This window comes from Rhodococcus sp. EPR-157 (assembly GCF_001647195.1).
Lineage (GTDB): Bacteria > Actinomycetota > Actinomycetes > Mycobacteriales > Mycobacteriaceae > Rhodococcoides.
In genome coordinates this window covers 1-4,373 of sequence record NZ_LVCV01000040.1, presented here as the reverse complement: position 1 = coordinate 4,373, position 4,373 = coordinate 1, and the positions used below count along the sequence as shown (strand labels likewise).

Sequence of the window (4,373 nt, the reverse complement as noted above, 5' to 3'; positions counted from 1 at the left end):
CCGAGAACTGACGACTATCCCCCGGCGAACGGCGGCAGCACATCGACCCTGTCGCCGACCGTCGTGGACAAGTCTCTGGTGAGCGCGTCCCCGACGAGAAAGGCGGACACGCGCAGCACATCTTCCAGTGCCGTGCCGTGCCTGTCGAGAACGGCGGCCCTGAGTGCGGTCAGGTCGCTGCCCTCGGGAAGTTCGAACGTCTCACTCGCACAACCGGACGCGTCCTTGGCCCCGGCGAAGTATCGAACCTCAACCACCGATAGCTCCCATGCTTTTCGCAGGCGGGACGAAGCCCACCGCATCGATTCCGTGTCCTGCCCATTTGTTCCACATTGCGCCTTGCCAGAGCTTGCCCAACTCGTCGTCGGTGGCTCCTCCGCGCAGCGCTGCACGGAGATCCGTTTCCTCGTCGCTGAACAGGCAGGACCGAACAGTGCCCTCGGCCGTCAACCTCGTGCGGTCGCAATCCGAGCAGAACGAACGCGTGACCGACGCAATGATGCCCACGGTGCTGGAGGTTCCGTCGACAGCCCACTCCTCGGCGGGAGCAGACGGATCGGATCGACCGATCTCACGCAGATCGAACCGAGTCGACAGCACGTCGAGCAGGTGTTCGGCGTCGAGCATGTTCGCCCGAGCCCATTCCTGATCGGCGTCGAGAGGCATTTGCTCGATGAACCGCAGCGCGACACCTTCGTCCAAGCACCACTGGAGAAGGTCGGCTGCACCGTGCAGTGTTTCCGGCATCAGCACCGCGTTGATCTTGACCGGAGTCAGTCCTGCCCGTAAGGCGGCGCGCACGCCTGCGAGCACCGAGGGCAGCCGATCGCGCCTGGTCAGTTCTGCAAAGTGCACGCGGTCGATCGTGTCGAGCGAGACGTTGACCCGATCGAGGCCTGCGGCTGCCAGGGTGTCCGCTCGATGCTCCAGCCCGACTGCGTTGGTGGTCATCGACAGCGGTACGCCCGGCGCCGCCTGCGAGCTCAGTCGCACGATCTCCGTCAGATCAGCGCGCATCAGTGGCTCACCGCCGGTGAAGCGCACCTCCTCGACGCCGAGTCGATGAACGGCCACGCCGACGACACGGGCAATCTCGCTCGCAGTCAGTAGATCCTGAGTCGGGATTGCGGGCAAGCCCTCTTCGGGCATGCAATACGTACACCGCAGCGAGCACTTCTCCGTGATCGAAACCCGCAGGTCACGGGCTACTCGGCCGAAGCGATCGATCAGTACCGGAACGTCCGGACGGTCGTCGACGGACACCCTGGGCGTACGGCTTATCGAAGGGATGCCGAGTCCTACGACACTGCTGGCTGTCACGAACTCTCCTTCGAGTCATCGGTCTTTCCCACAACAACGAACTACGTTCCAGTATGCCGCCCCTGGGAAACTTCGTGCGATCCGCCGAACATTTCGTCGTTGCAGCGCGCATAAGATCGTGACATGACCAATCCATCGGCGGGGCCGAATCGAGTCGCAGACCCCGGTCGAGAACACCGTCGTGCAGTGTCGGTGGAAGAACACACCGAACTCGTCGCAAGCCTGTTGGCACCGCTGCGGATCCGTCCGGCGTACTCCGTCGCCGTCGGAGACGCTCTCGGTCGAATTGCCGCGCGCGATGTGTGCGCTCCAGTCGACCTGCCGTTGTTCCGAAATTCCCAGATGGACGGATACGCGGTGCTCGCGTCGGATGTCGCGCATGTGCCCGCGGCTCTGCGGGTGATCGCGACCGTCGCCGCTGGGCCCTCGAACCGCATTCGTCTCGAGCCGGGTACGGCCGTGAAGATCATGACCGGTGCACCGATGCCCGAGAACGCCGATGCCGTGGTGCCGATCGAGAACACGACCTACGACGGCGAAATCGTCACCGTGACCGTTGGGCGCACAGCGGGCGAATACGTTCGTGAGCAGGGCAGCGACATCACCACCGGAACGGTGATGGTGCAGGCAGGCGACACCATCGAGCCTCGCCACATCGCTGTCCTTGCGGCAGTGGGACTTTCGCACGTGCAGGTCTCGAGTCGACCGAAAGTCGCGGTCATCACGACCGGCGCCGAGCTGGTCGACGCCGGATCACCGCTGCTCCCCGGTCAGATCTACGACTCGAACAGCGTGACCCTCGCTGCTCACCTCCGCGCGAACGGGGCCGAGGTGGTCGCAGTTCACCGCAGCTCCGACGACGTGGACGAATTCCGACGCATTCTGTCCGACGCGGTTGCCACGGCCGAACTCGTCATCACCTCGGGCGGCGTCTCCATGGGTGACTTCGAGGTCGTCAAGGATGTGCTGGCACCGATGGGAGGACACTTCGGTTCCGTTCGCATGCAGCCGGGTGGCCCCCAGGGCACCGCAACGATCGACGGTGTTCCCGTTCTCGATTTTCCCGGCAACCCGGTCAGCACGGTGGTCTCGTTCATCGTGTTCGCACGCAACGCCGTACGCGCGGCGGCCGGCCTCGAAGCAATCGAATCCCGCTCGGTGCCACTCGCGCACTCGATCACCTCGATCGCAGGCAAGAGACAACTCCTACGAGGGAAACTCGGCGACGACGGCGTCTCCTCGGTCGCAGGTCCGGGGTCCCATCTGGTGGCGGCTATGGCGTGGGCGGATGTCCTCATCGATATTCCCGAGGACACAACCGCGCTCGACGCCGGCACCGAGGTTCAGGTGATCCCGCTGTGAACGAGATGTACCGGGCACAGCCTGGCTTCTCACACGTCGACGCCGAGGGACGCGCCCGTATGGTCGATGTCTCGCACAAGTCCGACACCGAGCGGATCGCAGTTGCAGCAGGAGAACTCGCGACGACGGCTGAGGTGGTCGCGCTGGTCCGCGCGGACGGAATGCCGAAAGCAGACGTGCTGGCGACAGCAAGGATCGCCGGAATCACGGGCGCGAAGAAGACCTCCGAACTCATTCCGCTCTGCCACCAACTGGCGTTGTCGAAGGTCGATGTCATCTTCGGATTCACCGACACCACGATCACCGTGGAAGCAACCGCGAAGACGACCGGGCCCACCGGCGTCGAGATGGAGGCGCTCACCGCCGTCGCCATCGCCGGTCTCACGCTGCACGACATGGTCAAAGCCGTCGACCCCGCCGCCACGATGAACGGTGTTCGCCTCCTCCGCAAGGAGGGCGGCAAGCGCGGGCGGTGGTCTCGCGAGGCAGTAGTGGAACAGGTCGGTGTCCGAACCGACGACCGATCGGCTGTCGTTCTCGTAGCGTCGACCGGCGGTGCGCGCGGAACTCGTGAGGACACGACCGGTCCGGCCATCGCAGCATGGTTGGAGAACAAGGGCTTCTCCGTGCGCGGTCCCCTTGTATACGCCGACGCCGAGATCTCCGCGGGCCTCGAAGACGCACTCACCGGCGGCCCCGCCCTCGTCATCAGCACCGGAGGAACCGGGGTGTCCCCCACCGATGCAACCCCCGAAGCCACGAGGGCAGTCCTCGATCGCGAACTACCGGGAATCGCCGACGCGATCCGACTCGAAGGCACCAAGGTCACACCGCACGCAGCACTGAGCCGAGGATTGACCGGAGTCGCCGGACGTACCGTCATCGTCAATCTCCCCGGTTCACCCGGCGGGGTGAAGGACGGCCTGTCGGTTCTAGCTCCTATAATCGACCATCTCATTGCCCAGGTCGTGGGCGATGGACTACACGAAACCGCTGACGAGAAATGAGTGAACGATGACGGACGTGCTCGCCCAGATTTCCAGCGTGGCGCTCGACACCTCGGTCGTGGAGAACGCTGTTGCAGGGCCCGAACACGGAGCCGTCGTGCTGTTCAACGGAGTCGTCCGTAATCACGATGGTGGACAATCGGTTTCGACGCTGGAATACCAAGCTCACCCCGATGCCGAACGCTTCTTGCACAAGTGTTGCGCCGAAGTCGCAGCCGAGTCGGGGCTCCCGGTCGCAGCGATTCACCGAGTCGGCAAGTTGACTGTCGGCGATATCGCACTCGTAGCGGCGGTCGCGTCGCCGCACCGGGCCGAGGCGTTCGCGACGTGCGCAACTCTCGTCGAACGCATCAAGTCCGAGGTTCCGATCTGGAAGCGCCAGAACTTCGCGACGGGGATGTCCGAGTGGGTAGGTCTATAGCGCCTGTGGCGTTCGCCTCAACTCGAATAACGATGTACAGGCAGCATCGCCGACTCGTCGGTGGGATCCCCCGGACGCCTGACGCAGTCGAGTAGCCGAATCTCTATCAGCTCTTCGTCGAGGTCGGTACCGATCGCCACGATTCGCGTCACCCGTTCCTCGCCGCCGTCCCAGGTGTCCGGCTCCAATCGGATGTGTCGCCCAACGGTGTTCAACACGAATTTTGCCTCGTACCCGTCGATCCCGAAGTACACGAATCCTTT

General features: G+C 64.1%; 6 protein-coding genes. 3 read left to right on the top strand and 3 right to left on the bottom strand.

From position 1 onward, the window contains the following. Window positions 1-14: 14 nt before the first annotated feature. Together A2J03_RS01785 and moaA are read right to left on the bottom strand one after the other, a co-directional pair. Window positions 15-302 (bottom strand): MoaD/ThiS family protein, encoded by a 288-nt coding sequence (locus A2J03_RS01785; RefSeq protein ID WP_197480565.1) that lies wholly within the window; start codon window positions 300-302, stop codon window positions 15-17. Further along, entirely contained in the window at window positions 250-1,320 is a 1,071-nt protein-coding gene (gene moaA / locus A2J03_RS01780; RefSeq protein ID WP_068368906.1) for a GTP 3',8-cyclase MoaA, read from the bottom strand. The genes A2J03_RS01785 and moaA overlap by 53 nt, the downstream gene beginning before the upstream one ends. A 123-nt stretch (window positions 1,321-1,443) precedes the next feature. On the opposite strand from moaA, the gene A2J03_RS01775 reads away from it, so the two are divergent. Genes A2J03_RS01775 through A2J03_RS01765 form a run of 3 tightly spaced genes read left to right on the top strand, consistent with a single transcriptional unit; the run spans window position 1,444 to window position 4,110 of the window. Next, window positions 1,444-2,682 (top strand): molybdopterin molybdotransferase MoeA, encoded by a 1,239-nt coding sequence (locus A2J03_RS01775; protein WP_068368902.1) that lies wholly within the window; start codon window positions 1,444-1,446, stop codon window positions 2,680-2,682. A 5-nt stretch (window positions 2,683-2,687) separates the two neighbouring features. Beyond that, window positions 2,688-3,689, top strand: coding sequence for a bifunctional molybdenum cofactor biosynthesis protein MoaC/MoaB (gene moaCB / locus A2J03_RS01770; RefSeq protein WP_068368910.1), 1,002 nt, complete (start codon window positions 2,688-2,690; stop codon window positions 3,687-3,689). A 7-nt stretch (window positions 3,690-3,696) separates the two neighbouring features. Continuing rightward, window positions 3,697-4,110, top strand: a complete 414-nt coding sequence (locus tag A2J03_RS01765; protein ID WP_068368899.1) for a molybdenum cofactor biosynthesis protein MoaE — start codon at window positions 3,697-3,699, stop codon at window positions 4,108-4,110. Window positions 4,111-4,127: 17 nt separating this feature from the next. Here the strand turns inward: A2J03_RS01765 and A2J03_RS01760 are convergent. Next, window positions 4,128-4,373: GTP-binding protein (locus A2J03_RS01760; RefSeq protein ID WP_197480564.1), on the bottom strand; the 246-nt coding region annotated here is incomplete at its 5' end.

Coding starts and splice junctions, on each gene's coding strand:
- A2J03_RS01785 (WP_197480565.1), bottom strand. CDS start 302: ATGCGGTGGGCTTCGTCCCGCCTGCGAAAAGCATGGGAGCTATCGGTG.
- A2J03_RS01775 (WP_068368902.1), top strand. CDS start 1,444: ATGACCAATCCATCGGCGGGGCCGAATCGAGTCGCAGACCCCGGTCGA.
- moaCB (WP_068368910.1), top strand. CDS start 2,688: ATGTACCGGGCACAGCCTGGCTTCTCACACGTCGACGCCGAGGGACGC.
- A2J03_RS01765 (WP_068368899.1), top strand. CDS start 3,697: ATGACGGACGTGCTCGCCCAGATTTCCAGCGTGGCGCTCGACACCTCG.